The following is a 26,449-nucleotide window of genomic DNA, read 5'->3' as shown; positions in this document are numbered from 1 at the left end:
GCGAGTCCGGGCGCGCCGAGCGCCGCAAGCGCACGAGCGCGCTCTCGGCGGACTTCACCCCGGAGGGCGCGCAGGCGTTCTTCGAGTACCACCAGCAGCAGAAGGAGCAGGAACATGAGCGCAGCGCTCGACAGGCTGAAGCAGCAGAACGCGCAGGACGAGCAGCGACAGCAGCTCGGCAGTCCCGAGACGACGGATACCTTGAACTCGATCCTCGCCGCCGTCGAGGCACAGAACGCGAGGATCGACCGGCTGACCGAGCAGCAGAAGAAACTCGCGGGGTTCGTGAAGGTCATGGACGAGGAGACGACGAGGCGGTTGGAGCGGATCACTGCCCCGCCGTCGACCTCCTCGCCCTCCAGCGACGTGTCCGAGAGGATCGCGAGTATCGCGAGCAGGCAGAACGAGATCGCGAGCACGCTCGGCGAGTTCGCGCAGAGTCTCGACGGCGAGAAGCTGAAGAGCGCCTCGCAGAGCTTGATCGTCGAAGCGCAGAGGAATCACGCGGCTGCGACCGCGGCATGTGAAGCGCTCAAGGCGCAGGCCGCGGCGAACCAGAAGCTCGTCAGACAGGTCGGCTGGGCGGTGCAGCGGATCGAGAAGCACACCGAGGAGCGGGTCCAGAAGGCCGTCGAGCAGGTCACCGGAGAGGCTTCGACCACGATGACCGCGAACCTCGACGCGTCGAACGAACGGGCCGAGCGGATCATCGCCGCCACCGCGAAGCTGGAGGCCCGGCAGCTGTGGTCGGCCGCCGCCGCGATGTGCCTCGCGCTCCTGCCGGTGGTGGTCGTCATCGCTGGGCTCTGGATGGGCATCGCCGGGCTCATCACCGGCGCTCAGTGGGCGCTGGACGTGGACGGTAGCGTGTGGCTCGGGATCGGGCGTTGGCTCGTGATCGCCGTGGGCCTCGCGGCGGCCGGCTACGGGGTCTTCGCGTCCGTCCGCTGGGTTGTTGGTCTCGTGGAGACCTGGAAGGGTCGCGGGATGCCGACGTGGCCGAGCTGGCGACGATGACTGGAGCCACTCGAACTACTGACCCCGGTCAGTAGTCGAACGATTGCCGCAGCCGCCGGTCGAGCGACGTCGGTGCCGCGGCAGTCGCCGGAGGACGATCGCCGCTGTGACGGCCACCCCGACTGCGATCCCGGCACCGATGAGCCAAGGGTTGCCGAGGAAACCTCCGATACCTGCAAGGGCTCCGCCCGCGGCGAGGAGAGGCAGGCCGCAGCAGATCAGCAGCGGAAGCGCGCAGCATGCCAACAGGAGCAAGCCCGTCCCAGCACCGACAAGCACGCCCGCGCGATGCGAGTCGTGGCCCTTATCGCCGCTCATCGTCTGTTCCTCTCCCAGCTGAGCGTTCCCCCCGATTGTCTGCGTGCGCGTTCACGCGCAGCACGACAGGAGCGACGGATCGGTGGTGAAGGCCTTGGCGGCGATCCGGATGCCCTCGGCCATGGTCAGGTAGGGGGCCCAGGCGTCGGCGACCTCGGCGACGGTCTTGCCGAGCACGTGGACCCCGGCGGCGGCGAGCTCGCCGGCGTCCTTGGCGACGGCGGTGATGCCGAGGATCTTCCCCGTGTCGGCGTCCACGACGATCTTGACGAAGCCGCGGGTGTCGCGGTTGACCAGGGCGCGGGGCACGTGGTGCAGGGGCAGGACGCGGCAGTCGCAGCGGATCCCGGCGGCGACGACGTCCTTCTCGGTCATCCCGACCGCGCCGATCGCCGGGCCGGTGAACGTGACCCTCGGCAGCCGGGCGTAGTCCACGGCCCGGTCGGCGTCGGTGAACGCGTTCTCGGCGACGAGGGTGCCGTGCTGGGCGGCGACGTAGACGAATTCGGGGTGGCCGGTCACGTCGCCCGCGGCCCAGATCCGCGGGTGGGAGGACTGCATCCGGTCGGAGACGACCACCTCGCCGAGGTCCCCGGTCTTGACCCCGACCGCGTCGAGGCCGAGCCCGTCGGTGGCCGGTCGTCGTCCGAGGGCGAGGAGCACCTGGTCGGCGCGGAACTCCTCCCGGCCGCCGGCGACGTCCGCGGTGACGACGGCCTGCCCGGTCGCGGCGTCGCGGGACACCCGCGTCGGCAGCGCGCGGCGGACCACCCGGATGCCCTCGTCGGCGAACACCTCCTGCAGCGTCCTGGACACCTCCGGCTCCTCCTTCGACGCGAGCCGGGACCGGGCCAGCACGGTGACCTGGGAGCCGAGCCGGGCGAACAGCTGCGCCTGCTCCAGGGCGACGTAGCCGCCGCCGAGCACGAGCAGGGACTCAGGGAGTTCGGTCAGCTCCATCGCCGTGGTCGAGGTCAGGTACCCGGTCTCGTCCAGGCCGTCGATCGGCGGGGCCCACGGCCGAGAGCCAGTCGCGACCAGGTAGTGCGCGGCCTCGATCGTCTCGGTGCTGCCGTCGTCCTCGGCGACCTGGAGGACCGGTGCGTCGGGGGTGCCGGCGAACGCGGCGTCCCCGCGGCGGACGGCCCACCCGTAGGAGTCGGCGACGTCGGCGTACTTCTCGCCCCGCAGCGACTCGACCAGCGCCTGCTTCCCGGCGATCAGGGCGGGCATGTCCACCGGCCCCGCCGTCGTCTCGATCCCCGGGAACCGGTCGGCGGCGTCGGCCGCGGAGTGCCATGCGTCGGCCGCGGCGATCAGGGCCTTCGACGGCACGCAGCCGGTGTTCACGCAGGTGCCGCCGAGCGTCCCGCGCTCGATCATCACCACCGACTTGCCGAGCGTGGTCGCGCGGATCGCGGCGGCGAACGCACCGCCGCCCGATCCGATGATGGCGAGGTCGTACTTCGTGGGCATCGCAGCTCCTGTCAATACTTGGACTTCCGGTCTATCTCAGCCATACTGGACCTTCCAGTGCAGGGGAAGGTCAAGAGGACTTCTGCCGAAAGAACAGGGGGCCTGCGATGCGCATCGGGGAACTCGCCGAGCGGGCGGGAACGACGGCGAAGACGCTGCGGTTCTACGAGGAGCAGGGCCTGCTGCCCCCGGCCGAGCGCACGCCGTCCGGATACCGCGACTACGCGCCCGAGACGGCCGCCCGGATCGACTTCGTCCACCGCGGCCAGGCCGCGGGCCTCACCCTCGCCCAGATCCGCCAGATCCTCGAAATCCGCGACGGCGGCGCTGCTCCCTGCGAGCACGTGCGCGACCTCCTCGACGCGCGCCTCGCCGAGATCGAGCAGCAGATCGCCCAGCTCACAGCGCTCCGAGACACCATCGCCGAGCTCAGGCACGACGCCGCGCAGCCCGACCCCGACTCGTGCAGCGCGGACCAGGTCTGCCGATACCTGTAAACGGCAGAGCCGTTCGCGCCAACGCCACAACCCCGACATGCGCTACAGCAGCCCGGTGACGGTGACGAGGGTGGCGGCGGTGGACCGCAACGCGGTGCCCAGGCCGTAGGCCACCAGGGCCGCCACGGTGACCCCGAGCGTGCAGGCACCCGCGACGAGCAGGCCGTCACCGAGCGAGGGCCACGGCTTGATCGGCTCCGGCTTGTCGCCCGCGATGAACCAACTGGCCAGCACCATGCCGGTGAACGCGACGGCACCGACCATCGTTGCGACGGCCGCGATTGCGAGAGCTTTGCCCGCGAAGAGTCTTCCGCGTTGCGGCGTCGCCTGCAGCGTCGGCCGGATCGTCCCGGTGTGGAACTCCGACGTGACCGCCAGCGTGCCCAGTACCGCGATGGTGAGCTGGGCGAACGGCAGGACCACGATGGTGAGGTCGGCCGGATCGTAAAGCCTGCGGCCTTCGGCGTCGCCGGCGAGGAAAGCGTCGGTCAGCATCTGGACGGTCGCGATGCCGAGAGCGGCCAACACCAGGACGAACACCGCGACGAAGTAGGTCGAACGGACGGTGCGCAGCTTGTTCCATTCGGCGGTGACGACGGCGGTCATCGGGGCACTCCCGGTGGGTAGCTGGTGGCGTATTCGGTGTGGCCGCCGGTGAGGTCGAAATAGGCGTCTTCCAGCGAGCCGTGGCCCGCGGTCAGTTCGCTGACGGTGCCCTGGGCGACCAGGCGGCCGCCTCCGATGACGACGAGTTCGTCGGCGGTGACTGCCATCTCCGACATCAGATGGCTGGAGACCAGCACGGTGCGGCCTTCGTCGGCCAGCGATCGCATGAGTCCTCGTACCCAGCGGATACCTTCCGGGTCGAGCCCGTTGACCGGCTCGTCGAACAGCAGCACCGCGGGGTCGCCGAGCAGGGCTGCGGCGATCCCCAAGCGCTGCCGCATGCCCAGGGAGAATCCCTTGACCCGCTTGCCCGCCATGTCGGCCAGACCCACGATGTCGAGGACCTCGTCGACGCGCTGGCGCGGTAGGTGCGCGGCGATCGCGAGGGCGCGCAGGTGGTTGGCGGCGGTGCGGCCGGGGTGCACAGCTCCCGCGTCGAGCAGCGCCCCGACTTCCCGCAGCGGTTCGGTGAGCTGGTCGTAGCGGACTCCGGAGATCAGCGCGGACCCGGAAGTCGGCCGGTCCAGCGCGAGGATCGCCCGCATGGTGGTGGATTTGCCCGCGCCGTTCGGCCCGAGGAACCCGGTCACCCGGCCCGGTCGGACGGTGAACGTCAAGTGGTCGACCGCGGGCTTGCCGCCGTACCACTTGCTGAGGTCGCGTACTTCGATCATGGCGACAACCGTGCCCGCCGGGACGGCCGACGACATCGGATCAGGGGATGGTTGGCGAACTCATACCGTGGTCGGAGGCCAGGGCCGGGTCGCTGCAATAGGTTGAGTTCATGGCGTATGACCAGCGGCCGCCGCTGCTCGAACGTGTGGTGGCGGCGATCGTGGACATCGCGCTGGCGCTGCTGCTGGCGTTGGTGATGGTGGTGGCCGCGGCGGAGCCGGGGCCGGCGGGGGCGGACGAACCGCTCGCCGTGTCGCTGGTCGCTGCGTTCGCCATGACCCTGCCGCTGGCCCTGCGGCGTCGCCGGCCGGTCGGTGTGCTGGTGTTCGTGGTGCTGGCCAGCATCGTGTCGGTGGTCTCGCGCGTGCTGCCGGTCAACGGGGCCGTCGTCACGTATTTGGCCATTGCGCTGGCTCTGCACCCTGCCGCCGCGAGCCTGTCTCGTTCGCGCGCGGTGCTGGCGTTGGTCGGATCGCTCGCGGGCATCAACGCCGCGGTGGCGATGTCGGTGACGACGTTTCCCGGGTTGAGCTGGACCGAGGCGGCGGTGATCTTCGGCGGACTCAGCCTGGTGACGATCGCGGCATGGAGCACCGGGCGGGCCGGCCGGGCTCGACGGCTGTATCACGAGCGGCTGGCCGACCGGGCGTTGACCGACGAGCGGCTGCGCATAGCCCGCGATCTGCACGACGGCATCGCGCACAGCCTGAGCCTGATCACCGTGCAGGCGTCGGTGGCCAACCACGTGGCGGCCGAGCGGCCGGAAGAAGCTCGGTCGGCGTTGGCGGTGATCGAGTCGACCGGGCGGGAGGCCTTGCGTGAGCTGCGGCGGATGCTCGGTGTGCTGCGCACACCGGAAGAAGACGGTGCGGCCGCCGCCGGCGCCGAGCAAGCGTCTTTGCAGCCGTCGCCGACCGCGGACCGGCTGGCTGAACTCGCCGAGCAGGCGACCCGTGCCGGTGTCGAGGTGGACCTTCGGGTCGAGGGAGTCGAGGGCTTGCCCGCGCCGGTCGGGCTGTCGGTGTACCGGATCGTGCAGGAGTCGCTGACGAACGTCGTCAAGCACGCGGCTCCGGCCCGGTGTCAGGTACGGGTGAGCGTGGACGAGCGGGAGGTCGAGGTCGAAGTGATCGACGACGGCAACCGCGCGCCGTCCGGGCTTCCCGGCGGGCACGGCTTGATCGGCATGCGCGAGCGCGTCTCGCTGTTCTCCGGGGAGTTCTCCGCGGGCCGGATGCCCGGCGGCGGGTTCCGTGTGCACGCCACGATGCCTCTGGAGTCGGTGCCGGCATGAGTGACGTGCGTGTCCTGATCGCGGACGACCAGCAACTGCTGCGCGCCAGCTTCGCCGTACTGGTCGGGAACGCGGGCGGGCTCGAGGTCGTCGGCGAGGCCGGGGACGGGCGTGAGGCCGTCGAGCAGGTGAGGGCGCTGCGGCCGGACGTGGTGTTGATGGACATCCGGATGCCGGAGATGGACGGCATCGAGGCGACCGAACAGATCTGCGGGTCGCCGGACACCGCCGACGTGAAGGTCATCATCCTGACCACGTTCGACCTGGATGCGTACGTGTTCTCCGCGCTGCGCGCCGGGGCAAGTGGATTCCTGCTCAAGGACACGCCGCCCGGTGATCTGCTCGCGGCGATCCGGGTTGTGGCCGACGGCGAGGCGCTGCTTGCACCGACGATCACCCGGCGATTGATCGCGGAGTTCGCCAAGCGACCCGAGCAGCGGTGGCGGCCGACGCGCCGGCTGGACGGGATCACCGCCCGGGAGCGTGAGGTTCTGACGTTGGTCGGGCAGGGATTGTCCAATCAGGAGATCGCCGAGCAGCTCGTGGTCAGCATGGCCACGGTGAAAACGCACATCGGGCAGCTGCTGGCGAAACTGCACGCCAGGGATCGGGCCCAGCTGGTGATAGCCGCGTACGAAAGCGGGCTCGTCTCCGTGGGCTGAGCCGGATCGCGGAACCATGCGCAACCGCGCATTGACCGTGCTCGCCCGGGGTGAGGCCACTTGGCGCAGGAGCGTCGTGCGGGGTCGTGGTGACGGCACTCAACGGAATCCCGACACGGGATCCGTCCAGCGAAGCCGGGGGCACGTCAGCCGGTGATGTCGACCCCGTCGTCGGGTACTTGCGGCGGCGCGGAGTACAGGCTCGTGCCGGGGGCCAGCCGCGTGATCGCGTCCTCCATATGCGCCTCGAGCAGCTCGAGCGCCCGCTGCTCGTCTCCGGCTTCGACGGCTTCCACGATGGCGGTGTGCTCCGCGACCCGGTCGGCCGGGCTGTGGTCGGTGCGCTGCAGCGCGGCCAGGCACATGCGGGTCTCGATCAACAACGTGCTGGCCATCCGGGCGAGCCGCCTGCTGCCGGACAGGGCCACCAGCTCTTCGTGGAACCGCAGGTCGGCGCGGCTCATCGCCGAGGAATCGCCATCTCCGGCGGCACCGGCCATCTCCGCCAGCACCTCGCGCAGCCGCGCGCCGGCTCCCGCCGGATCGGAGCGGATGATGCGGATCAGCGCCGCTCGCTCGATCGCCGCGCGGGCGGCGTAGATGTCGTAGATGTCGCCGGGCTCGAGCTCGATGACGAACAGCCCGCGATGCCGCTCGCTGCGCAGCAGGCCTTCGGACACCAGCCGTTGCATCGCCTCCCGCAGCGGACCGCGCGAGACCTGGAACCGGGCCGCCAGCTCGGCCTCGCCGAGCTGGTCACCGGGCTGCAGCGCCCCGGTCATGATCGCCTCGCGCAGCTGCCGGGCGATGATCGCGGCGGTGGACTCCCGGCTGATCGGTTCAACCTCCGGCATGTTCACCGAAACAGAGCTCCCAACTGCTCGGCGCGTTGCGGCAACCCGGCCAGGCGCAGCCCTTCCCACACCGTGACCTGGTTCGCGGTCAGCACCGGCTTGCCGATGCGCTGCTCGATCTTGTCGATCACGCCGAGCGTGTGCATCGCGGTGTCCGGGATCAACAGCGCCTCGGCGTCGGCGTGGTCATTGGCCACCGCCAGCTCGACGACCTGATCCAACGGCAACTGGCCGACCTCCGCCGCGGTGTCGATGCCCGCCGAGGTCCGTGAGACGACTTCCAGCCCGTGATGCCGCACGAACTCTTCGAACAGCGCTGCCACGTCGTCGGGGTAGCTCGCCGCTACCGCGACCCGCCGCACGCCGAGCGCCTTGGCGGCATTGGTGAACGCGAACGACGTGCTGGAAGCCGGGACGCCTGCCGCCTCGCTCAGCTTCCGTACTTGCTCGGCGGCGCCGTCCGGGCGGTAGACGAAGCTCCCGCTGGTGCAGGCCCACACCACGGCGGTCGGGGAGTGGTCGGCCAGCTTGGCCGCTCCGTCCGCGAGCTTCTCCGGCGAGCCGAGGTCCAGCAGCTCGGCCACCGCGTGCAGGTCGGTGCCGTAGATGTGCTCGACCACCAGCTTGGCGGCGCTCTCGGTGCCGCTGAGCAGCTTCTCGGCCAGCGGGTAGTCGTCCTCTGCGGCGTGGTCGGGGTAGATGAAACCGATCGTGTGCACGTTGCTCCCTGGCGTTATCGGGGCCGCGGCGCGCGGATTGTTGACAATCATACGAACCACTCCTAGCGTGTCAACGTGCCGGAAACTCCAGTCGTGACAGTGCTCTGCGGCGATGATCAGCCGCGCGGGATGGCCGAGGTCGAGCAGGCCGCCGAGGTGCGCTACGTGCGCGCCGACGGGCTTCGTGACGCGATGGCCGGCGCGGAAGTGCTGTTCGTGTGGGACTTCTTCTCACCGGCGGTACGGGACGCGTGGCCGGCGGCCGACAAGCTGCGCTGGATGCATGTGGCGAGCGCGGGTGTCGATGCCGTGCTTTTCGACGAATTGCGCTCCAGCGATGTCGTGCTGACCAATTCGCGCGGCGTCTTCGACGACGCCATCGCCGAATACGTTCTCGGTCTGGTCATCGCGTTCGCCAAGGATTTCCCGCGCTCGCTGGAGTATCAGCGTCAGCGCCAGTGGAAGTGGCGGGAGACCGAACGGGTCGGCGGCCGGAACGCGCTGGTGGTCGGCACCGGGCCGATCGGACAGGCGATCGCGCGCCTGCTGCGCGCCGTCGGCATGGAGGTGCGTGGGGTCGGCCGCACCGCCAGGGAGGACGACCCGAACTTCGGCATCGTGCACGCGTCGGCCGAACTGGCCGACCAAGTCGGCTGGGCGGACTTCGTCGTGTCCATCTTGCCGCTGACCGACCAGACCCGCGGCATCTTCGACCGCTCGGTGTTCGCCGCGATGAAGCCGACGGCCCGGTTCATCAACGTCGGCCGCGGTGAGCACGTCGTCACCACCGACCTGATCGACGCGCTGCGGGCAGGCGAGCTCGCCGGCGCCGCGCTCGATGTGTTCGATCAGGAGCCGCTCCCGGCCGAGAGTCCACTGTGGACGATGGACAACGTGCTGATCTCACCGCACATGTCCGGTGACACCATCGGCTGGAAGGACACCCTCGCCCGGGTGTTCGTGGCGAACTTCCAGCGCTGGCTGGCGGGCGAGCCGCTACACAACGTCGTGGACAAACAACGAGGCTACGTACCCACGGGAGGACGCACATGACCACCGCGACCGCGCTGGCCGCCGAGTACGCGCAGGGCTCCCTGTCACCGGTCGAGGCCACGCAGGCCGCGCTGGAGGCCATCGAGAAGCGCGACGGCGAACTCAACGCGTATTGCCTGGTGGACGCGGACAAGGCGCTGGAGCAGGCCAGGGAGTCGGAGCGGCGCTGGCGGTCCGGTGAACAGCTCAGTCCGATCGACGGGGTCCCGACGTCGATCAAGGACGTGTTCCTGACCAAGGGCTGGCCGACGCTGCGTGGGTCGTTGTGCATCGACCCCGACCAGCCGTGGGACGTCGACAGTCCGGTGATGGCGCGCATGCGGGAGGCGGGCCTCGTCGTGCTGGGCAAGGTGACCACGCCCGAGCTCGGCTGGAAGGCGACCACGGACTCGCGGCTGTGCGGCATCACCCGCAACCCGCACGACCCGAGCAAGACGTCCGGTGGCTCCAGTGGGGGCAGCGCTGCCGCTGTCGCGGCGGACATGGGCGTGCTGTCGGTCGGCACGGACGCCGGCGGCTCGGTGCGCATCCCCGCGTCGTTCTGCGGAATCGTCGGGTTCAAGCCGACTCACGGCCGCATCCCGTTGTACCCGGCCAGCCCGTTCGGTGCGCTGGCGCACGCCGGGCCGTTCGCGCGCACGGTCGACGACGCCGCGCTGCTGATGGACGTGCTGGCGCAGCCCGATCACCGCGACCCGACGTCTCCGCCACCGATGACCGAGACGTTCGCGGAGACCGTGGTGCGTGACGTCCGTGGGCTCAAGGCGGCGTTCTCGGCGACGCTGGGCTATGTCGACGTCGACCCCGAGATCGCCGACGTGGTTGCGACCGCGGTCGAGGCGATCCGGGAGTCCGGCGTCGCGGTCGAGGACACCGACCCCGGCTTCGCCGACCCGGCGGACGCGTTCGAGGTGCTGTGGGCCGCGGGTGCGGCCAAGGCGCTCAGCGTGTTCGGTGACGGCGCGCGCGAGAAGGTCGACCCGGGGCTCGGCAAGATCTGGGACCACGGCAAGACCCTGTCGGCGCTGGACTACCTGACGGCGAACGAGACCCGTGCCGCGCTGGGCATCCACATGGGCGAGTTCCACACCCGCTACGACGTACTGATCACGCCGCAGATGCCGGTGCGCCCGTTCGAGGCGGGCCACGACGTCCCGCCCGGCGGGCCGTACACCAAGTGGTGGCAGTGGACCGGGTTCACCTACCCGTTCAACCTCACCCAGCAGCCTGCGATCAGCATCCCGGTCGGCCGCACGTCCGACGGCCTGCCGGTCGGTCTGCAGATCGTGGGTCCGCGGCACGCCGACGACACGGTGCTGGCCTTCGCCAGGCACGTGGAGCAGGTACTGGCCGGCTGATCGGTCGCCCTTCGGCGCGCAGTGCAGGTGCCGGCCGGTCGCTCCTGCGGTACCCGGCGCGGGTGCCGGCCGGTCGCTCCTGCGGTACCCGGCGCGGGTGCCGGCGGTCATTCCTTCCGCGCGGCGCGGGTGTCGGCGGTCGCCTCTTCCACGCGGCGCGGGGCAGGTGCAGGCCGGCTAGCCGGTCACTCCTTCAGGCACTGCTGGACGAACTCGGCGATGTGGCCGATGGCGAGGCGGACTTCCGGCGTGGGTGCCAGCACCGGGAAGGCGTGCACCTGACCGCGCCACACCTCGAGCTTGCACTGCGCGCCCGCCGCCCACAGTGCTTCGGCCATCGCCTCCGCGTCGGCCAGCAGGACCTCGGTCTCGGCCGCCATGATCAGCGACGGCGGCATCCCGGTGAGGTCTTCGTGCACCGGCGAGACCGGCGGGCCCTGGCCGTCCGGGTCGGACGACCAGAGTTCGGCGATCGTGCTGAGGTGCTTGGCCAGGATGTAGGTGTCCTTGCCCCAGTTGGGGTGTTTGCTGCGCGCATCGGAGTTCAGGTCGGTCAGCGGGCTCAGCGCCACCAGGCCCGCGGGCAGCGGTAGCCCTTCCTCGCGAGCCTTCAGCGCGGTCGCGAACGTCAGGTATCCGCCCGCGGAGTCGCCGCCGAACACGATCCGCTCGGGCTGGAAGCCCTCGTCGAGCAGGTGCCGGTACGCGGTCAGGCAGTCGGCGACGGATCCGTTGATCGGGGTGCTGGGCAGCTGCCGGTAGGCGATGTTGAACGCAGGGACCTTGCTGCGCTTGGCCATCGCCGAGACCGCGGGCCGGTGGGTGTTCAGACCACCGGAGAAGAAGCCGCCGCCGTGGAAGTACAGGATCACCGCGTCGTCGAGCGCTTCCTGGGGTTTGAGCCACTCGGCTTTGAACCCGTCCAGCTCCACCGGTGTGACGGTGATGCCGCGCGGCATGCGCTGGCGTCGTCCGGCGCGAGCGTCGAGTTGCTCGGCCATCGCCAGCACCTTCGGGTGCGTGATCGGAATGAACCGGCCGACGGTGCGGCCGAACAGCCAGAACGTCGCATACAGCACGCGCGAGTGCAGGCTCAGCCGCGGCGGTCGTGTCGTTGCCCCTGTCATCGCCACCTCCGGATACCCACGGTATCTCAACTCGCGGGTAACCGGTGGCGGACGCGAGTCGGAGCACACCGGAATCGTGCCGGGAGCCGGCACGTCGGCGGCAGCCTCCGGCGTGAGGTCCGCAGGCCGAACCGTGTCGGACCGTGCCGAATCCGCGGGACCGCTGCCGTCAGACCACCGCCGCGGTGAGTTCCGACAGCGCGGTGTCCAGGTGCAGCAACATGCGCTGCAGGTGCGGCACCGACCTCCGGCAGCCGACGATGCCGAAGCCGATCTGGTCGTCGTAGCTGGTCAGCGTGATGTTGACGGCCTGCCCGTCGAGGCAGATCGACGCCGGATAGATCCCGTCCAATTGCGCACCGTTGAAGTACATCGTCTGCCGCGGGCCGGGCACGTTGGAGATCACCAGGTTGAACGGTGGTTTGGTGTGGTCGGCGACCCCCGGGACGGGGGACAGGCCGAGCGGCGCCACGTTCACCGCGGACAGCAGCAGCACCTGCAGCGGGCTGAGCTCGGAGAACAACTTCTTGCCCTCCCGCATCGACTGGCTGACCACCTCGAGTCGCTTCGCGGGGTCGGCCACGTCGGTGCCCAGCCTGCACAACAGCGCACCGATGGCGTTGCCGCCGCGCTCGGCTCCCTCCGGCGGCCGCAGCGACACCGGCACCATCGCGGTCAACGACTGGTCCGGCAGCGCCCGGTGCTCGATCAGGTAGTCGCGCAGCGCTCCTGCGCACACCGTCAGCACGACGTCGTTGATGGTGCAACCCGATGCGGCCCCGATCCTGCGGAAGGCCTCGATCGGCCAGGACTGCGCGGCGAACCGGCGCGCGCCACCGATCGAGACGTTGAACATCGTGCGCGGAGCCTGCAGGGGCAGGGTGATGGACTGCTCCCGGCGGGCCTCGTTGAGCGTCTTGACCGCCGCGGGCCCCAGCCCGGCGAGCTCACCGGCGACGGTGCGCACGCGGTCGATGAGCGAGCGCGGCTGCCGCTGCTTCGACCGGCCCGGTGGCTTGAGCGACCACCACATCTCGCAGTCCCGCGCGTCCGGGTCGTCGGTCAGCGACAGCTGCATGTGCCGCAACGCGGAGACGCCGTCGAGCATGGCGTGATGGATCTTGGTGTAGATGGCGAACCGGCCGTCGTTGAGCCCTTCGATGAAGTGCGACTCCCACAGCGGGCGATGCCGGTCCAGCAGCGTGCCGTGCCAGCGTGAGGTCACTTCCAGCAGCTCCCGCACGCGGCCCGGGCTGGGCAGCGCGGAGCGTCGCACGTGGTAGCTCAGGTCGAGCTCGGTGTCCTCGGTCCAGGCGACCTGGCCGAGCGTGTTCACCGGGCCCGCGGGGCGCTGGCGGAACAGCGGGCGGACCTCGGACTTCTCGATCAGGTCGTGATACAGCTGGGCGACGTAGTCGTCACCCGCGCCTTCCGGTTTGCGGAACAGCTGCAGCCCGCCGACGTGCATCGGGTGCTCGCGCGACTCGATGAGCAGGAACATCGAGTCGGTCACCGGCATGATCTTCACGTCGCCGCCCTCTCTTGTCGCGTGCGAGTGCTACGAGACTACGGACCGTGCGCACTTGAGCACACGCCATCTCACGCGTTTCTCCTATTCAGTCGCCGCGGCGTTACGTGATGTCAGCGCGTCGGCGTGCGGCCGTCCGGCTGCATCGGGCCCGGACCGGGCGACCACCAGCCGGGTACCACCTTCTGGCCGCGGACGATGCGCGGCTCCGCTCCGCGTTCGAGCGGGTCGACCTGCAGCAACGTGCCCCACGACTGCTTGGGGTCGCCGCGCAGGAAGCTCGGGATCTCCGGCATGTCGGCCACCGTCTCCAGCCAGCCGACCGGCCCGCCCGCGCTGCTGCCCGCCCAGCCGGCCTCGTGCGCCAGTTCGCCCGCGGTGATCCGGTAGCGCGGCATCTCGGCGATCCCGTCACGCACCTTGGGCAGGTCCACGCACGGGTAGACGAACGACGTCGGCCAGTCCATGTACACCGGCTTGTCGCGCAGCCGCAGGGTCAACGTCGTCAGTTCCGGAATACGTGGAGCGGACAGCGCGATCCAGCCGTCCTCGGTGAGGTTCTTGTCCTCGGCGACGATGCGTACCGCCCGGACCCTCGGGTCGATGCCCTCTTGCGAGATGCGTGAGTCCTCCCAGCGGTCGGCCGCGGTCGCCGGGAGCGGCATCAGCCTGCGCTCGACGATCTCGAAGCCCTTCTCGGTGGGCACGCCGTACTCGGCGGCCATCTTCATGCCGGGGCCGACGCCGCCGGTCACCGAGACGACCAGCTGCTTGTTGAAGTCCTTCGGGCTCACCTTGAACCACTGGCTGCGCAGCTCACCGGTGGCCCCGTCCGGATTGCGGTAACTCGACCACATCGGCACGTTGTGGTCGCCGAAGTCGTGCGGTGGGGCGCTCAGCGGGTCCTCCGCGCCGATCGAGCGGGTGTGGAAGCCGGTGAAGCTCATGCCGTTGTCGTTGTCCGGCGGCGGCAGCGGGTCGGATTTCTTCTTGTCGCCCTTCTTGCGTTCCTTGTCCTCCGGCTCCTTCTCCGGCACGGTGCGCTGCGCGTGGGCCGGGTGCGACGGCAGGATGTTCGATGCCGGGGCGCGCTCGACCAGCACGTGATCGGACAGGTTGCAGGTCCCGCCGAACAGGTGCTCGATGTTGGCCGCGGCCAGGCTGTAGGAGTCGCGCTGGTTGACCGCCGCGACGGCGACGGTGGCGAATTCCCACAAGGCGACCAGGCCGCACACGATGGTCAACGAGGCCGAGCTGAGCGCCAGCGCGCGGGACCGGCGGTCGGCCGAGAACTTCTGGCCGCGTTTGGGGCGCTGGGCGCGCACGTTCTGCACCCAGGCCACCGTCGCGGCGACCACCGCGCCGATCAGCAGCAAGGTGGCGACCTTGATGCCGATGATCTCCGGTGCGGTGTCCGCCCACGGGACGCCGAGCTTGGAGACGAACCAGTACGAGTTCGGGCCGGTGGTGGCCAACGCCGCGACGACCAGCAGCCCGGCGAGGAACGCGTTGCGGTTGCGGTTCGACCGCAGCACCGACGAGCTGGTGGCCAGCGCGGTCAGCGCCGCCATCGCCGACCCCACCGCGGCGAACGCGCCGAAGTGGTGCGTCCACTTCGTCGGGGTCAGCGCCAGCAGCAGGAAGAACAGGGCCGTCGTGCCGATCAGGCGGCGGGACGGGCCGAGCGCGGCGCCCGGGATGCGGCCGCGGCGCAGGATGACCACCAGACAGGTGGCCACGCACAACACGATGAGCAGCACGGGGAAGCGCCTGGTCAGCGAGTCGTCACCGGCGTTGCCGCCGCCGCCGAAGAGCAGGTCGTAGCGGGCGAACTCCTGGAACCACGCCAGGCTGGGCCCGACCTGGTTGCGCAGCCGGGTGGCCTCCACGACCGTGGCGAACGTCTGGTCGGCGAACACGATGAACAGCACCGCGAACCCGGCGGCGCCGATCGGCGTGAGCACGGTCGCCCAGCCGGCCTCGGCCCGCTGTTTGAGCAGCCGCCACAACGGCCGCGCGGCGACGATGAACGGCGCGACGGCGATCAGGCCGGTCGGGGTGGCGGCCAGCGTCAGCGCTGCGGCGATCAGGCCGAGGCACAGGGGGAGCAGGCGCCGGGTGACCAGCGTCCGTTCCACCGCCGCGATGGCCAGCAGCGAGCCGACCGCGGCGACCGGCTCGGGCCGCACGCCGTTGTTGAACGGCATCCACCACACCAGGAACACCGACGCGGCGGCCCACGCGGCGGCCTTGGAGTGCCGCACCTGGTTGCCCAGCCGGGGCAGGATCTCCCGGCTGATCAGCAGCCACGCCACGACCGCGAGCACGAACGAGGGCAGCCGGATCCACGGCGGCACCGTGGACACCTCGGTCATCAGCTCGGTGAGGTGGTAGAACCAGCCGAACGGTGCTTCGGCCACCCCGAACCAGCGGTGGTAGTTGGTCAGGTAGCCGGCTTCCTCGGCCACTCTGGCCATCGACAGGATGTAGCCGTCGTCCGAGGTCACCGGGCCGATGAACACCCAGAGCCCGAGCGCGCCGATGACCGTCAGGTCGCGCGCGGTCAGCTTCCACCAGCCGATCGGCGCCCACCGTGGTGCGCGGCGGGCGCCCCGGGAGTCGAGCCGGTTGACCGCGAACAGGCAGCCCAGTAGCGCCAGCACGCCGACGACGGTCGTGAGCGTCTTCCACACGGTGGGGGACGACTGGTACCGGGTGTCCGGGGTGATGGACACGCGCAGCCCGTCGATCGGCTCCCGGTCCGCGGTGATGTCGGAGTAGATGCCGACCACGCGTGGCCGGACGTCGGTGTTCTCGTCGTAGACGGACGCGCCCGCCACGGTGATGCTGGTGCGCTCCCCGGTGGAGGAGAAGCGCACGTCGCAGCCGGAGTCGGGCAGTGGCTGGCTGACGATCTGCTGACCGCGGTTGACCACCGTCAGGACGTTGTTGTCGACCTGCATGTGCATGCCGACACCACTGTTGATGCGGGCCCGCGGCACGGTGGACAGCAGCATGGCGCGCGAGGCCAGCGCGTCGTCCAGGCTCTGGATCGTCCGGCAGGGCAGGGTCGCGTCGAACTCCTGCGCCCAGTAGCCGACCAGTGGTGCGTTGACCGACCGGGTGTCGTTCGGGCCGGGCCACTCGATGCGTGCGGTGTCCTGCACGACGGGCATGAACGGGATCGCCAGCGCGCACAGCACACTGATCGCACCGAGAACCTTGGCGATCAGCTGCCAGCGCGCAGGCGAGAGACTGGGCAGCCGTCGCTCGCCCCTGCGTCGCATGGCTTGAGCAGGGGCCTCGTCCGTTCTCGGCTCCCCCACCTCGACAGCGGAACTGGCGCCGCGACTCGCACCCGACATCGCAGCCACGCTAACGCACCGCCATGATCGGGTTGCTCGCGGCTCGGTCATCCCGGCCCGCGCGGGTGACCTCGACGGATGCCGGGGCAATCGCGTCCGACGGCCCGTGCTGCCTGTCACAGAAGGGCAGTTGGTTGCCGCTGCGCGTCGCGGTGGTGAGCGGCAGCATGGCAATCTCGGCGTCATGACCGATTCCGCGCTGTCCCCGCTGGCATTGGCCATCGATTTCGGTGGCACCAAAATCGCCGTCGGCGCCGTCACCCCGGACGGCCAGGTAGTGGAAAGCAGTGAGACGCCGACGCCGGCCGGGCACGGTGCCGAGGCCATTTCCGCGGCGTTGACGAAAGCGGCCGCGGACGTGCTGGCCGGACCGAACGGGTCCCGCATCGCGGTCGTCGGGGTGTGCAGCGCGGGGCCGGTGGACGTGCCCGCGGGCACCGCCAGCCCGCTGAACGTGGCCGACTGGCGGGACTTTCCGTTGATGGAGCGGGTGGCGTCGGTCGCGCCCGGACTGCCGTCGACGTTCGCGCTGGACGGGGTGGCGCTTGCCGCGGCAGAGCAGGCCTACGGCGCCGCTGCGGGTCACCGGGACGCGCTGGTGATCACCGTGTCCACCGGGATCGGTGGTGGGCTGATCCTCGACGGCAGGGTGCGGACGGGGGAGTCCGGCAACGCCGGGCACATCGGGCACCTGGTGGTCGACGTGAACGGTCCGGAGTGTGCCTGCGGTGGCCGAGGCTGTGTGGAGGCCATTGCGTCCGGGACGTCCATCGCGCGCTGGGCGGTGGACAACGGCTGGCAGGGCGAGCCGACCACGGTCGCGCTGGCCGAGGCCGCCCGCGCGGGTGACGAGCTGGCGATCGCTGCATTCGATCGGGCCGCGCACGCCCTGGCCGCGGCGATCGCGGGCACCGCAGCGCTGGTCGACGTCAGGATCGCCGTGCTCAGTGGTGGTGTGACGCAGGTGGGCGAGGTGCTGTTCGAGCCGTTGCGCCGCCACCTTGCCGGACACGCCGGGCTGTCCTACATCCGCGACATCTCGGTGATTCCGTCTCCGCTGAGGCGGTCGGCGTGCCTGCTCGGGGCTGCCCGTCTGGCCTTCGCGGCACGGCCCGATCTGGCAGGCTGACCGGCGAAGGCCGGGTTGCGCCGTAACCTGATGGCGTGGGATCCCAGCAGCGAGTATGGGGCGGCACGACCCTGGAACAGCGGCGCGCGGCACGGCGCTCCGCGTTGTTGGACGCCGCGCTCGACCTGCTCGGTGAGCACGGCGGCGCGGGGGTCACGGTGCGGTCGGTGTGCCGCAAGGCCGGCCTGACCGACCGGTACTTCTACGAGAACTTCGCCAGCCGCGACGAGCTGCTGGCCGCGCTGTTTCTGCAGGTCGCCGACGAGCTGCAGCAGGCGATGGAGTCGATCAGCCCGGCGGGCGGCAGCCGGGAGGAGCAAGCCCGCGCGGCCGTGGAGGCGTTCGTGTCGGTCTGCCTGGACGACCCCCGCAAAGGCCGCCTGCTGCTGGTGGAGCCGCTGTCCGACGCCGCGCTCAGCGGAGTCAGCGTCGGTGTCGCGCCGACCTTCACGCGCCTGGTGCGCAGGCAGCTCCCGCCCGGCGCGAGCAAGAACGAAAGCATCCTGACCTCGGTGGCTTTGACCGGCGCGGTGGCGACGCTGTTCTTCGGCTGGCTGTCCGGGACGTTGACCGTCAGCCGCGAAGAACTGATCGAACAGTGCGTGCGCACCGTGCTGCTGTTCTGGAATCAGCCGCGCGACTAGATCACGGTCGAAGCCTCCGCCTATTGACGACAGGTGTCCTCAGTTCTTAAATTGACGACACATGTCCTCAGTTGGCGGGAGGGTCGCCGTGTCGGACAGGGCCTACGTGATCGGTGTCGGGATGACGCCGTTCGTCAAGCCGGGCAGTCGCGAGGACTGGGACTACCCGCAGATGGCGAAGGAGTCCGGAACCCGAGCGCTTCAGGACGCGGGGATCTCGTACCGGGACGTGCAGCAGGGGTACGTCGGCTACGTGTACGGCGAGTCGACGTCCGGGCAGCGCGCGCTCTACGAGCTGGGGATGACCGGCATCCCGATCGTCAACGTCAACAACAACTGCTCCACCGGTTCGAGCGCGCTGTACCTGGCGGCGGAAGCCATCCGAGGCGGGCGCGCCGACTGTGTGCTGGCGCTGGGGTTCGAGAAGATGCAGCCCGGCTCGCTCGGCAGCACGTTCGACGACCGGGAGCAGCCGATGTCCCGCCACATACAGGCGATGGCGGAGATCTCCGAAGTGCTGTTCCCTCCCGCGCCGTGGCTGTTCGGTGCGGCCGGACGCGAGCACATGAAGACCTACGGCACCACCGCCGACCACTTCGCCAAGATCGGCCACAAGAACCACAAGCACTCGGTCGACAACCCGTACTCGCAGTTCCGGGACGAGTACTCGCTCGACGACATCAAGGCGTCCCGGATGATCTACGACCCGCTGACCAAGCTGCAGTGCTCGCCGACGTCGGACGGGTCGGCCGCCGCGGTGCTGGCCAGTGAGCGGTTCGTCGCCGAGCGGGAACTGGCCGGGCAGGCCGTGGAGATCGTCGGGCAGGCCATGACCACCGACTTCTCCTCCACGTTCGACGGCACCGCGAAGAACATCATCGGCTACGACATGACCGTGCAGGCCGCCCGCGCGGTGTACGAGCAGAGCGGGCTGGGGCCGGAGGACTTCCAGGTCATCGAGCTGCACGACTGCTTCTCGGCGAACGAGCTGCTGTCGTACGAGGCGCTCGGGCTGTGCCGGCCCGGTGAGGCCGGGAAGTTGATCGACAACGACGAGACCACCTACGGCGGCCGGTGGGTGGTCAACCCCTCCGGCGGTTTGATCTCCAAGGGCCACCCGCTCGGCGCCACCGGGCTCGCCCAGTGCGCCGAGCTCACCTGGCAGCTGCGCGGCACCGCGGGCAACCGCCAGGTGGCCTCGGTCGACGCGGCGTTGCAGCACAACATCGGCCTCGGCGGAGCCGCCGTGGTCACCGCCTACCAGCGCGCCGAGCGCTGAGCACAAGGAGCAGCCATGGGACAGATCAACACCTCCGTCGAACTGCCTGCCACCCCCGAGCGGGTGTTCGAGCTGGCCGGCGACCCGAACCATTTCGAGAAGTGGCTGACGCTGCACGTGAAGTTCAAGGACGACCTGCCGCAGCAGTTGTCCACCGGCGCCCGGTTCACCGAGGTCATCTCGATGATGGGCATGCCGAACACGATCACGTGGACGGTCGACGAGTTCCAGCCGCCGAAGACGCTGAAGATCTCCGGGACCGGCATGGCCGGTGTGCGGATCTCCATCACCATCGCGGTGGAGCGGGCGGGGGAGGGCTCGAAGCTGGACCTGACCACCGAGTTCGAGGGGCAGATGATCGTCGGCGCGCTCGGCAAGGCGATCGAGAAGCAGGGCCAGGCCGAACTGGACAAGTCGATCGAGCAGTTCTCCTCGCTGCTGGCCGCGGCATGACCGACGAGCTGCGCTTCAACCCGGACGGCCTGGGCAAGCGGACCGAGCCGGTCCGGTTCGAGGTCACCCGCGAGCGGTTGCAGCAGTACGCGGCGGCGACCAACGACCCGATCCCGGCCCATCGGGACGGTGCGATCGCCGGCCCGGTCTTCGCGATCGTCCCGGTGTTCCACTCGCTCATGGAGCCTGTGCTGGAGGTCGTTCCGCCGCAGCTGATCGGCAAGATCGTGCACGGTGAGCAGGACTTCCGGTTTCACCGCCCGATCCGGCCCGGCGACGTGCTGCTGGCGCAGGCCGAGATGACCGGCTGGCAGGCGTTGGACAAGGGCACCCGGGCCTGTGTCGCGGTGGAAACGCGCACCCAGGACGGCGAGCTGGTCAACGAACAGTTCGTGACGTTCTTCGTGCGGGACTTCGTGGACGGATCGCCGGGCGACAAGCGCGGCGAACTGGCGCCGGGGCACAAGTTCGACGACGCACTGCGTGCGCCGGGTCCGGTCGCCAAGGTCCGGCAGCGGGTCGACGAGGACCAGACGTACCGGTACAGCGAGGCGTCCGGCGATCCGATGCCGATCCACCTGGACGAGGAGTTCGCCAAGTCGATGGGACTGCCCGGGATCATCGCCCACGGCATGTGCACCATGGCGTTCACCTCGTGGGCCGTGCTGACCGAGGTGGCGGGGTCGGACGTCACCCGGCTCAAGCGGCTGGCAGTGCGCTTCGCCAAACCGGTGCTGCCCGGGCAGGAGTTGTCCACGCACATCTATCGAGCGGGGTCTGCCGACGGTGTCGCGACGTACGCGTACGAGACAGCGGTGGGGGACGAGCTGGTCATCACCGACGGGCTGGCCGAGGTCAGCGAGGGAGCGTGAGGCATGGGAGCACTCGAGGGCCGGGTAGCGGTCATCACCGGAGCGGGGCGCGGCATCGGTCGTGAGCACGCGCGCTTGTTCGCCCGAGAAGGTGCCGCGGTGGTGGTCAACGACTTGGGTGGGGCGAACGACGGTACTGGTGCCGACGCCGGGCCCGCACAGGAGGTGGTCGACGAGATCACCGCGGCGGGTGGCAAGGCGGTGGCGAACACCGGCAACGTCGCCAAGTGGGACGAGGCGGCCGCGCTGATCGACCAGGCCGTGTCCGAGTTCGGCGGGCTCGACATCGTGGTCAACAACGCCGGCATCCTGCGCGACGGATTCATCGCCGGGCTGGACGAGGAGCAGTGGGACGCGGTCATCGCTGTCCACCTGAAGGGGCACGCCGCGGTGTTGCGGCACGCCGCGGCGTACTGGAAGGCTCAGACCAAGGCTGGGCAGGAGGTGGCCGCTTCGGTGATCAATACCGCGTCCGCTTCGGGCACCACGCTGCCCAACCCGGGCCAAGCCAACTACGGTGCGGCGAAGGCCGGGATCGCCGCGCTGACTTTGGTCGCTGCGCAGGAGCTGGACCGCTACGGCGTGCGGGTCAACGCGATCGCCCCGATCGCCAGGACGCGGCTGACGTTGGCGACGCCCGGCATGGCTGCGATGTTCGCCGCCGAGGTGCCGGAGGGCGAATTCGACCCGTTCGCGCCCGAGCACGTCAGCCCGCTGGTGGCGTATCTGGCCAGTGAAAAGTGTCCATTGACCGGCAAGGTGTTCGCGGTCCAGGGCGGCGCTGTCCAGGAGCTGAACGGCTGGAGCGTGGCGCGGACCGTGGAGACGGACGGCCCGTGGTCGGTCGAACTCCTCGAGCGCGAGCTGGGATAGGACGGTAAACGCATGCAGTGGTCCGACACCGACGAGATGATGCGGCAGGCGATCCGCGAGTTCGTGGACGCCAAGATCCGTCCGCACGTCGACGAGCTCGAGCACGGCGACATGCCGCCCTACGAGCTGCTGCGCACCATGTTCACCACGTTCGGCATCGACAAGATGGCGTCCGAAGCGGTGGCGAAGATGCTGGCGAAGCAGCGTGCACGGGAGCACGGCGAGTCGTCGGACGAGCCCAAGGAGAAGTCGGGCGGCGGGGGACTGCTCGGGTTCGGGCAGGAGTCGCTCGGCGCGATCCTGTGCAGCGAGCTGTGCAAGGTGAGCATGGGGATGTTCGCCGCGATGGGTGTCTCGCTCGGGCTCGCCGCGGCCACCATCGCCTCGCGCGGCACGCTCGCGCAGAAGGAGCGTTGGTTGCCGTCGCTGATGACCATGGAGAAGGTCGGGGCGTGGGCGTTGACCGAGCCGGATTCGGGATCGGACGCCTTCGGAGGCATGAAGACCACGGTCCGCAGGGATGGCGACGGCTACGTGCTGAACGGGCAGAAGACGTTCATCACCAACGGCCCGTACGCCGACGTCACGGTCGTCTACGCCAAGCTCGACGAGGGCGACGGGACGCCGATCCGGGATCGCAAGGTGTTGCCGTTCGTGCTGGAGAAAGGCATGGACGGGTTCACGCAGGGCAAGCCGCTGCGCAAGATGGGCCTGCACTCGTCGCCGACCGGCGAGTTGTTCTTCGACGACGTGCGGCTGACCAGGGACAACCTGCTCGGCGAGACCGAGGAGCACCGCAGCGGCGACGGGCGGGACAGCGCGAAGGCGGGCTTCGTGACCGAGCGGCTCGGGGTGGCCGCGATGGCGCTCGGTGTGATCGAGGAATGTCAGCGACTGTGCATCGACTACGCGAAGAACCGCGTGCTGTGGGGCAAACCGATCGCCGAGCATCAGCTGATCCAGTTGAAGCTGGCGAAGATGGAAGTCGCCCGCATCAACGTGCAGAACATGGTGTTCCAGGGGATCGAGGCCGCGCGCAACGGCAAGCCGCCCACCCTTGCCGAGGCGTCGGCGATCAAGTGGTACTCGTCGGAGACCGCCACCGAGGTGGCGATGGACGCGGTGCAATTGTTCGGCGGTAACGGTTACATGGCCGAGTACCGGGTGGAGCAGCTGGCCAGGGACGCGAAGTCGCTGATGATCTACGCGGGCTCCAACGAAGTGCAGATCACCCAGGTAGCGAGAGGTTTGCTGAACGGATGAGCGAAGAACCGGATTACGTCACCCTGGTCAACACCGCGTTGGAGCACACCATCCCGGTGGCGCACAACATGGGCGTGCGGGTGGTGGACGTGCGGCCGGGGTACGCCGCCGCGGAAGTCCCGATGGAGGGCAACGGCAACCACTTCGGCGTGATGTACGCCGGGGTGCTGTTCACCGTGGCGGAGGTGCTGGGAGGGGCGATCGGGGTGGCGTCGTTCGACAACACGCAATTCTTCCCGCTGGTCAAGGACGTCCAGATCAGCTTCCTGCGGCCGGCCAAGACGAACGTGCGGTCGGAAGCGAAGCTCGACGAGGAGACGGTCGCGGCCGTCGCCAAGGAGGCCGAAGCCAACGGCAAGGCCGACTTCGAGCTGGATGCCGAGCTGACCGACGAGGAAGGCACGGTCGTCGCGCGGACGCACGGGATCTATCAGCTGCGGCGGTTCGGCTGACGCCGCCAGGCCAGTGCCGGGTCAGCCTGCGCGGCGTCGGGTGCAACGCGCAGTGCTCATCAGCTGCGTCGGCCCGGCAATCGGAGCGGCGCGGGCGGCTGGGGGACGCCCGCGCCGTCACGTGTCTCAGGGCCCTGGTGGCCGGTCGCGCATCTCCACGATCTCGTGAAGCTGCAATTCCTCGATCGCGATGTCGTTGACCCGGGCGCCGTTGGCCACCGAGTGCAGGATGCCGTTGTAGACCAGATCCCACAGTGCCGGGTTCAGCTGAAGTCCTCGGAGATCGATCTCCTTGTGGTGGCCGTGTTGATCAGTCAGTTCCAGGTGTGTTCCGTTCCAGCGGCGCTCGCCGACGATGGAGACGAGCTCATAGGTCTTGATGAAGTCTTCTCCATGCATGAACCAGTCGGCACCGGCTGAGAACTTTTCACCCCGGGCGCTCAACGTCATGAGCAGGGCCAGCCCGCCGATCAACAACCAAACCAGCCAACTGTTGGCCCAAGTCAGTACGTCGCGGCCCTTGCTCCAGTCCCGGAGGGTCAGCACTCCGATCGCGAGTGCCAATACAGCTGCAGCTCCCCACAACAATCCACGCGCGTTGTAGTACCACCACTCCAATGGCGGGCTTTCGTTCGCTGGAGGATGAGGAACCATTTTTCGTCGCCAGCGTGGCCGAGGGCCGCGCTTACCTGGTGCGAGGGGTGCTGCTGGCGGGCGCGGCTCGCCGGAGTTCGGATCAGGTTTGGGGGGCAGTTCCACGGGAATCATGGTGTCACGCTGGATCGTCGAGTATTTCGTCGCGAGTAACGCGTGGATCGTTGTCGGGCAGGCCTGGTGCGAGGATCATGGGCGGTTCTTCCGGCCAGAGTGTGTCCGTCAGGAAATCGATACCAGCGCTGGTTCCTGTGCCCACAATGGCTCCCACGACGACACCCGGAATTCCGCCCACAGCGCCCCCGGCGGCAGCTCCCGCGACCAGGCCGCCGCCCCCGGAGGCCACTGCCTTCGCGGGATGACGACCACCAGCGATCTCGCCACCTACCGAAACGGCAGTAAGCCCGCTGCCGATCACAGGAAGCTTCTTCACCCACATCGGCGCGTTTGAAATCCTCGGGGCAATCTTTGTGACGATCTTGTCGGTTCCTAGTTCCGATGTGAGAAAGCGCTGTACGCTTTCCGGCAGTTTTGTGAGCCAGTTCCCGAGTTTGGCGTCGGCAGCTTTGCGCGCGGCGATGGCGGCCCTGCTCTTGTTGAGGGCGCCGGCGAGCCAGGTCTTGGCGGCAAGTCGGCCCTTGCCCGCGTGCCCGCTGAGCCGCTTGTAGTCGGCCATCTGCCGCGCCGCGGCTTGTTGCAGCGAGATTTTGCTGGCGATCAGGGTGCGCTGGCCGGTGATCGAGGCCGCGGCCAAACCGATCAGCGTGTCGGCGACGGTGATGGGGGCGTCGTCGACGATCTTGCGTAGCGCTTTCAGAGCGGCAGCGCCGGCGCGTTCCTCCTGCACGCGGGCGGCGGCGACCATGGCGATGCACTCCGCGTACGCCTTCGCCCTCTTGTGCCAGCCGGTCCACGCGTCCCAGGCTGCGATGTGTGATCTGGTCCTGCCCAGTGTGCCGTTCTCGCCGCCGTAGTCTCGTTGCGGCGGCGGCTTCTTCGGCATCGGACCGGGATCTTTGATCTCCACCAAGCGGGTGGCGGGCAGGCCGGCGGCGACGGCGTGGTCGTAGGCCGCGTCCAACTTCGCGCGCACCGCCCGCATCTCGTCGCCGTACACGATGGCGGCTTCCCCGAGATACATGAAGGAATCGCCCACGGTCTCGGCGTCGTTGGTCAGCGACTTGATGGTGCGGCGGAAACTGTCGCCGGGAGCGTCCGGCCAGCCATGCACGGACTTCCGGCCGGCGCTGTGCACGTCGTCGCCCGCGTTCTTGATGCGTCTGTTGACGTCCATGGCCCAGCCGCCGAAGGCGTGCAGTGCCTCGGGCTTGGCGTCCAGCGTGATGTCGATGGCCATGCCTGACCTCAGTTTCCAAGGTTCGGCAGGCCGTCGCGAGCAGCGTTGTCGGTCTGCTCGTACACGTGCCGCGCGTTGCGAACTGCGTTCCCGGCGCCGTTGACCGCTCTGGCGAGTTTCGCTGCTTGTTCCAGCGCCAGAGCCCCGGCGCCCGCGAACGCCGCGGTCAACGCACCCGCGTCCACCGCTGGCGGCTCTTCCTTCGGGCCGAACCGCTCGGATGCTTCCACCAGGGCTTTCGCCGTTTGGTTCAGCGTCGGGTACTCAGCCTCGATCCCGCTGCCCATGTCCGTCCCCCTCGTCGATGAGCACGTGGTGCTGGACCGCTCCATCCAGCGCCACATCCCAGAGAACCACATCGGCGCCGAGTGCGTAACGTATTTCTTCGATCGCGCTCGGTAGAACTTCGATGTACGGCTGCCGGGGTCCGGCGCCTTCCGTCAGCGCTTTCAGCGACGTGTACGCCAGCAGAGCCAGCGAACCGTCGTCCAATTCGCGCAGTTCGACATCCGGGCCTTCGTCGCCCCCCGGCCACTCTCGTTCCGTCGGAATGAGCACCACCGGCGGCCCTGCCTCGGTGCCGAACGTGTCCGGTTGGATGACCGGTGTCCCGCGTCAAGAATCTGGCTCAGTTTTCTTGGATGAAAGTTGTGCTTGTTGATCTTGCTGGTGGATCTCGATCGGTCGTTGCATGCCGAGTGCCTCGTGGGGGCGGATGTGGTTGAACACGTGCCGGTAGCGCTCGGCCTCGGCGGCGAGGGTCTGCCCGTCGTCGATCTCCATCCGGTAGAGGTGCTCGTACTTCAGCGATCCGAATGCCCGTTCCCGCACGCCGTTCTGGCCGGGTGAGCGACGCCGGGTGCG

26 protein-coding genes and 1 pseudogene are annotated in these 26,449 nt (G+C 69.3%); 14 read left to right on the top strand and 13 right to left on the bottom strand.

What is annotated here, in order from left to right:
* Positions 1-366: 366 nt before the first annotated feature.
* Positions 367-1,017, top strand: a complete 651-nt coding sequence (locus tag YWM_RS25965; protein WP_425426585.1) for a hypothetical protein — start codon at positions 367-369, stop codon at positions 1,015-1,017.
* A gap of 369 nt (positions 1,018-1,386) precedes the next feature.
* Here YWM_RS25965 and merA read toward each other — a convergent pair whose 3' ends face one another.
* Entirely contained in the window at positions 1,387-2,811 is a 1,425-nt protein-coding gene (gene merA, locus YWM_RS0120725; protein WP_005464728.1) for a mercury(II) reductase, read from the bottom strand.
* Positions 2,812-2,918: 107 nt separating this feature from the next.
* Here merA and YWM_RS0120720 point away from each other — a divergent pair, with 107 nt between their 5' ends.
* Positions 2,919-3,308, top strand: a complete 390-nt coding sequence (locus YWM_RS0120720) for a heavy metal-responsive transcriptional regulator (protein WP_005464729.1) — start codon at positions 2,919-2,921, stop codon at positions 3,306-3,308.
* Positions 3,309-3,350: 42 nt separating this feature from the next.
* Here the strand turns inward: YWM_RS0120720 and YWM_RS24875 are convergent, their stop codons facing one another.
* On the bottom strand, positions 3,351-3,914 hold the full coding sequence (locus YWM_RS24875) for an ABC transporter permease (RefSeq protein ID WP_052345355.1): 564 nt from the start codon (positions 3,912-3,914) through the stop codon (positions 3,351-3,353).
* An 83-nt stretch (positions 3,915-3,997) separates the two neighbouring features.
* Positions 3,998-4,648 (bottom strand): annotated as a pseudogene (locus tag YWM_RS24870) (ABC transporter ATP-binding protein); the annotation flags it as partial.
* 110 nt (positions 4,649-4,758) lie between these two features.
* Between YWM_RS24870 and YWM_RS0120705 the strand changes: the two are divergent.
* Positions 4,759-5,943, top strand: a complete 1,185-nt coding sequence (locus YWM_RS0120705; protein WP_043662091.1) for a sensor histidine kinase — start codon at positions 4,759-4,761, stop codon at positions 5,941-5,943.
* Positions 5,940-6,605 carry a response regulator gene (locus YWM_RS0120700; protein ID WP_028852291.1) on the top strand — a complete coding sequence of 222 codons (666 nt, stop codon included), beginning with the start codon at positions 5,940-5,942 and terminating at the stop codon, positions 6,603-6,605. Before YWM_RS0120705 ends, YWM_RS0120700 begins: the two co-directional genes overlap by 4 nt.
* Before the next feature lie 146 nt (positions 6,606-6,751).
* On the opposite strand, the gene YWM_RS0120695 is transcribed toward YWM_RS0120700, so the two are convergent.
* Positions 6,752-7,459 (bottom strand): GntR family transcriptional regulator, encoded by a 708-nt coding sequence (locus tag YWM_RS0120695; RefSeq protein WP_043662088.1) that lies wholly within the window; start codon positions 7,457-7,459, stop codon positions 6,752-6,754.
* 2 nt (positions 7,460-7,461) lie between these two features.
* The gene (locus tag YWM_RS0120690) at positions 7,462-8,178 is read right to left on the bottom strand and encodes a maleate cis-trans isomerase family protein (protein ID WP_028852289.1); all 717 of its coding nucleotides are present in this window, start codon (positions 8,176-8,178) and stop codon (positions 7,462-7,464) included.
* A gap of 129 nt (positions 8,179-8,307) precedes the next feature.
* Here YWM_RS0120690 and YWM_RS0120685 point away from each other — a divergent pair, with 129 nt between their 5' ends.
* Both YWM_RS0120685 and YWM_RS0120680 read left to right on the top strand, forming a co-directional pair.
* Positions 8,308-9,231 (top strand): D-2-hydroxyacid dehydrogenase, encoded by a 924-nt coding sequence (locus YWM_RS0120685; protein WP_043662086.1) that lies wholly within the window; start codon positions 8,308-8,310, stop codon positions 9,229-9,231.
* Positions 9,228-10,589 carry an amidase gene (locus YWM_RS0120680; RefSeq protein ID WP_028852287.1) on the top strand — a complete coding sequence of 454 codons (1,362 nt, stop codon included), beginning with the start codon at positions 9,228-9,230 and terminating at the stop codon, positions 10,587-10,589. The genes YWM_RS0120685 and YWM_RS0120680 overlap by 4 nt, the downstream gene beginning before the upstream one ends.
* A gap of 185 nt (positions 10,590-10,774) precedes the next feature.
* Here YWM_RS0120680 and YWM_RS0120675 read toward each other — a convergent pair whose 3' ends face one another.
* From YWM_RS0120675 to YWM_RS0120665, 3 genes are all read right to left on the bottom strand, one after another.
* On the bottom strand, positions 10,775-11,716 hold the full coding sequence (locus YWM_RS0120675; protein ID WP_043662130.1) for an alpha/beta hydrolase: 942 nt from the start codon (positions 11,714-11,716) through the stop codon (positions 10,775-10,777).
* 169 nt (positions 11,717-11,885) lie between these two features.
* The gene (locus YWM_RS0120670) at positions 11,886-13,244 is read right to left on the bottom strand and encodes a WS/DGAT/MGAT family O-acyltransferase (RefSeq protein WP_028852285.1); all 1,359 of its coding nucleotides are present in this window, start codon (positions 13,242-13,244) and stop codon (positions 11,886-11,888) included.
* A gap of 113 nt (positions 13,245-13,357) precedes the next feature.
* Positions 13,358-16,531, bottom strand: coding sequence for an arabinosyltransferase domain-containing protein (locus YWM_RS0120665; RefSeq protein WP_084612576.1), 3,174 nt, complete (start codon positions 16,529-16,531; stop codon positions 13,358-13,360).
* A 262-nt stretch (positions 16,532-16,793) separates the two neighbouring features.
* Here YWM_RS0120665 and YWM_RS0120655 point away from each other — a divergent pair, with 262 nt between their 5' ends.
* From YWM_RS0120655 to YWM_RS0120620, 8 genes are all read left to right on the top strand, one after another.
* The gene (locus YWM_RS0120655) at positions 16,794-17,738 is read left to right on the top strand and encodes an ROK family protein (protein WP_028852283.1); all 945 of its coding nucleotides are present in this window, start codon (positions 16,794-16,796) and stop codon (positions 17,736-17,738) included.
* 35 nt (positions 17,739-17,773) lie between these two features.
* Positions 17,774-18,382: a TetR/AcrR family transcriptional regulator gene (locus tag YWM_RS0120650; protein WP_028852282.1), complete on the top strand. Its 609-nt coding sequence runs from the start codon at positions 17,774-17,776 to the stop codon at positions 18,380-18,382.
* Between the two features lie 88 nt (positions 18,383-18,470).
* The gene (locus YWM_RS0120645) at positions 18,471-19,661 is read left to right on the top strand and encodes a lipid-transfer protein (protein ID WP_245566122.1); all 1,191 of its coding nucleotides are present in this window, start codon (positions 18,471-18,473) and stop codon (positions 19,659-19,661) included.
* Between the two features lie 15 nt (positions 19,662-19,676).
* Positions 19,677-20,114, top strand: a complete 438-nt coding sequence (locus tag YWM_RS0120640) for a type II toxin-antitoxin system Rv0910 family toxin (RefSeq protein ID WP_028852280.1) — start codon at positions 19,677-19,679, stop codon at positions 20,112-20,114.
* Positions 20,111-20,986 (top strand): MaoC/PaaZ C-terminal domain-containing protein, encoded by an 876-nt coding sequence (locus YWM_RS0120635; protein ID WP_028852279.1) that lies wholly within the window; start codon positions 20,111-20,113, stop codon positions 20,984-20,986. Before YWM_RS0120640 ends, YWM_RS0120635 begins: the two co-directional genes overlap by 4 nt.
* Positions 20,987-20,989: 3 nt before the next feature.
* On the top strand, positions 20,990-21,859 hold the full coding sequence (locus YWM_RS0120630) for an SDR family oxidoreductase (RefSeq protein ID WP_028852278.1): 870 nt from the start codon (positions 20,990-20,992) through the stop codon (positions 21,857-21,859).
* A 12-nt stretch (positions 21,860-21,871) separates the two neighbouring features.
* A complete protein-coding gene (locus YWM_RS0120625; RefSeq protein ID WP_028852277.1) occupies positions 21,872-23,122 on the top strand; it encodes an acyl-CoA dehydrogenase family protein in 1,251 nt (416 codons plus the stop codon).
* Positions 23,119-23,574, top strand: coding sequence for a PaaI family thioesterase (locus tag YWM_RS0120620; RefSeq protein WP_028852276.1), 456 nt, complete (start codon positions 23,119-23,121; stop codon positions 23,572-23,574). Before YWM_RS0120625 ends, YWM_RS0120620 begins: the two co-directional genes overlap by 4 nt.
* A gap of 126 nt (positions 23,575-23,700) precedes the next feature.
* On the opposite strand, the gene YWM_RS25460 is transcribed toward YWM_RS0120620, so the two are convergent.
* From YWM_RS25460 to YWM_RS24855, 5 genes are all read right to left on the bottom strand, one after another.
* Positions 23,701-24,342, bottom strand: a complete 642-nt coding sequence (locus YWM_RS25460) for a hypothetical protein (RefSeq protein WP_156914874.1) — start codon at positions 24,340-24,342, stop codon at positions 23,701-23,703.
* A 4-nt stretch (positions 24,343-24,346) separates the two neighbouring features.
* Positions 24,347-25,585 (bottom strand): hypothetical protein, encoded by a 1,239-nt coding sequence (locus YWM_RS0120610; protein ID WP_028852275.1) that lies wholly within the window; start codon positions 25,583-25,585, stop codon positions 24,347-24,349.
* A gap of 8 nt (positions 25,586-25,593) precedes the next feature.
* Entirely contained in the window at positions 25,594-25,872 is a 279-nt protein-coding gene (locus YWM_RS0120605) for a hypothetical protein (RefSeq protein ID WP_028852274.1), read from the bottom strand.
* Positions 25,850-26,146 carry an SAV_915 family protein gene (locus YWM_RS25455; protein ID WP_052345345.1) on the bottom strand — a complete coding sequence of 99 codons (297 nt, stop codon included), beginning with the start codon at positions 26,144-26,146 and terminating at the stop codon, positions 25,850-25,852. The genes YWM_RS0120605 and YWM_RS25455 overlap by 23 nt, the downstream gene beginning before the upstream one ends.
* 54 nt (positions 26,147-26,200) lie before the next feature.
* The coding region (locus tag YWM_RS24855) for an integrase core domain-containing protein (RefSeq protein ID WP_043662084.1) at positions 26,201-26,449 on the bottom strand (249 nt) is incomplete at its 5' end.

The organism is Thermocrispum municipale DSM 44069 (assembly GCF_000427825.1).
GTDB classification, from domain to species: domain Bacteria; phylum Actinomycetota; class Actinomycetes; order Mycobacteriales; family Pseudonocardiaceae; genus Thermocrispum; species Thermocrispum municipale.
The sequence above is the reverse complement of the archived record's forward strand: the minus strand, read 5'-3'. Positions and strand labels throughout refer to the sequence as shown.

Coding starts and splice junctions, on each gene's coding strand:
- YWM_RS0120605 (WP_028852274.1), bottom strand. CDS start 25,872: ATGGGCAGCGGGATCGAGGCTGAGTACCCGACGCTGAACCAAACGGCG.
- YWM_RS0120610 (WP_028852275.1), bottom strand. CDS start 25,585: ATGGCCATCGACATCACGCTGGACGCCAAGCCCGAGGCACTGCACGCC.
- YWM_RS0120655 (WP_028852283.1), top strand. CDS start 16,794: ATGACCGATTCCGCGCTGTCCCCGCTGGCATTGGCCATCGATTTCGGT.
- YWM_RS0120705 (WP_043662091.1), top strand. CDS start 4,759: ATGGCGTATGACCAGCGGCCGCCGCTGCTCGAACGTGTGGTGGCGGCG.
- YWM_RS0120675 (WP_043662130.1), bottom strand. CDS start 11,716: ATGACAGGGGCAACGACACGACCGCCGCGGCTGAGCCTGCACTCGCGC.
- YWM_RS0120630 (WP_028852278.1), top strand. CDS start 20,990: ATGGGAGCACTCGAGGGCCGGGTAGCGGTCATCACCGGAGCGGGGCGC.
- merA (WP_005464728.1), bottom strand. CDS start 2,811: ATGCCCACGAAGTACGACCTCGCCATCATCGGATCGGGCGGCGGTGCG.
- YWM_RS0120720 (WP_005464729.1), top strand. CDS start 2,919: ATGCGCATCGGGGAACTCGCCGAGCGGGCGGGAACGACGGCGAAGACG.
- YWM_RS0120680 (WP_028852287.1), top strand. CDS start 9,228: ATGACCACCGCGACCGCGCTGGCCGCCGAGTACGCGCAGGGCTCCCTG.
- YWM_RS0120700 (WP_028852291.1), top strand. CDS start 5,940: ATGAGTGACGTGCGTGTCCTGATCGCGGACGACCAGCAACTGCTGCGC.
- YWM_RS0120695 (WP_043662088.1), bottom strand. CDS start 7,459: ATGCCGGAGGTTGAACCGATCAGCCGGGAGTCCACCGCCGCGATCATC.
- YWM_RS0120620 (WP_028852276.1), top strand. CDS start 23,119: ATGAGCGAAGAACCGGATTACGTCACCCTGGTCAACACCGCGTTGGAG.
- YWM_RS24875 (WP_052345355.1), bottom strand. CDS start 3,914: ATGACCGCCGTCGTCACCGCCGAATGGAACAAGCTGCGCACCGTCCGT.
- YWM_RS0120640 (WP_028852280.1), top strand. CDS start 19,677: ATGGGACAGATCAACACCTCCGTCGAACTGCCTGCCACCCCCGAGCGG.
- YWM_RS0120625 (WP_028852277.1), top strand. CDS start 21,872: ATGCAGTGGTCCGACACCGACGAGATGATGCGGCAGGCGATCCGCGAG.
- YWM_RS0120665 (WP_084612576.1), bottom strand. CDS start 16,531: ATGCGACGCAGGGGCGAGCGACGGCTGCCCAGTCTCTCGCCTGCGCGC.
- YWM_RS0120635 (WP_028852279.1), top strand. CDS start 20,111: ATGACCGACGAGCTGCGCTTCAACCCGGACGGCCTGGGCAAGCGGACC.
- YWM_RS25460 (WP_156914874.1), bottom strand. CDS start 24,342: ATGATTCCCGTGGAACTGCCCCCCAAACCTGATCCGAACTCCGGCGAG.
- YWM_RS0120685 (WP_043662086.1), top strand. CDS start 8,308: ATGGCCGAGGTCGAGCAGGCCGCCGAGGTGCGCTACGTGCGCGCCGAC.